The organism is Oleiphilus sp. HI0043 (assembly GCF_001634935.1).
In genome coordinates this window covers 1-1,188 of sequence record NZ_LWEY01001668.1, presented here as the reverse complement: position 1 = coordinate 1,188, position 1,188 = coordinate 1, and the positions used below count along the sequence as shown (strand labels likewise).

The following is a 1,188-nucleotide window of genomic DNA, read 5'->3' as shown; positions in this document are numbered from 1 at the left end:
AATAGAAAATACTGAGCGTAACGCTGGGTCTCTGCCTTCTGAGGAAAATACTTCACTGCCTTGTACTGCGTGATATTGCCAGTCGGACTGAACAACTGCCATATCCAAGTCCAGTTCTCTGACTTTTCGTAAGTTGTACAATGATCCCTGGGTGCTTTCAACGCCACAGCGTATACCGTGCTCGGAACGTTGACGATTGATCATCCTGCATACTGCGCCGCCTGTTGGATAATACACTCCGGTGACACCACCGGTACCGACAATCATATAGTGCTTGTCACGAGCAAGGCTGAGCTCGGAACTGCCGAAAAGAAAGACGAAAATACAAAGCTTAGCCAGCTTCAATTTGCCGAACAAACTCAAAGTTTTTGACCTACGACCTAGCATACGTTTCCTTATTGAAGCTGCTTGTATCAGCACCTTACCCTTTTCATTGAAGAATAATCTTTTTGGAAAAGATTTTCTACACGATATTGTTGTGAAAGAGAAAAACAGAATTATGCTGGTACACTTATTGAAGGCCCTTAACAAGCAGTTTCTTTTCGCTATGAATAAGCTGATTCAACCGATATTTTTGCTGATGAATCGATTAACTTACCGTGGTAAGTTTATGTTGATCTCATCGGTTTTCGCGATCCCCTTGGCTCTGTTTGCTGTGCAGTTAGCATTTAATGCGCATCAGCAACTAGAACAAGCACAGCACACTCGCTCTGGCTTTAACTATCTTCGCCAATCAACAGAACTTATCGAAGACTTGGAAACGATACGAGATATAACTGTTGTTGTCTCTTGGAAGAGTGACTCCTTCTTGGTTTCAAAGCTTGATGCTGTTAAGAAGCGGGCTTATGGTCGTATTCTGGATCTAAGCGAAAAATTAAGTTCTAACGCTAGTAGCAAGTACTTACTAAGTCTTAAGGAAAAGTTTGAAAAGGACGGTTTTATTCGCGGAAATGAGGCAGGAAGGGTCGATAAGATTTATGAAGAGGCACATATTATGGTCGGTCAGGCGTATAGCTGGAGAAGGCAAGTTTCTTATCTGTATGCCTCCAGTAGTCAAAGCGATATTTTGTCCTTCGTAAACCTACTTAATGAGGGTGAGGAATATACCTATGCCTTAGGTTTGGTCAGAATGTTTGGAAGTTTGTATTTAGGGCAGGCGTTTGTGGCGTCACATGGTGCTGACGCGAT

General features: G+C 42.8%; 2 protein-coding genes. One reads left to right on the top strand and one right to left on the bottom strand.

The annotated features are described in order from the left end of the window. The coding region (locus A3729_RS25405; RefSeq protein WP_197476083.1) for a TAXI family TRAP transporter solute-binding subunit at nt 1-363 on the bottom strand (363 nt) is incomplete at its 3' end. 184 nt (nt 364-547) lie between these two features. Between A3729_RS25405 and A3729_RS25400 the strand changes: the two genes are divergently transcribed. Then, on the top strand, nt 548-1,188 hold a 641-nt coding region (locus tag A3729_RS25400), incomplete at its 3' end, for a hypothetical protein (RefSeq protein WP_156498132.1).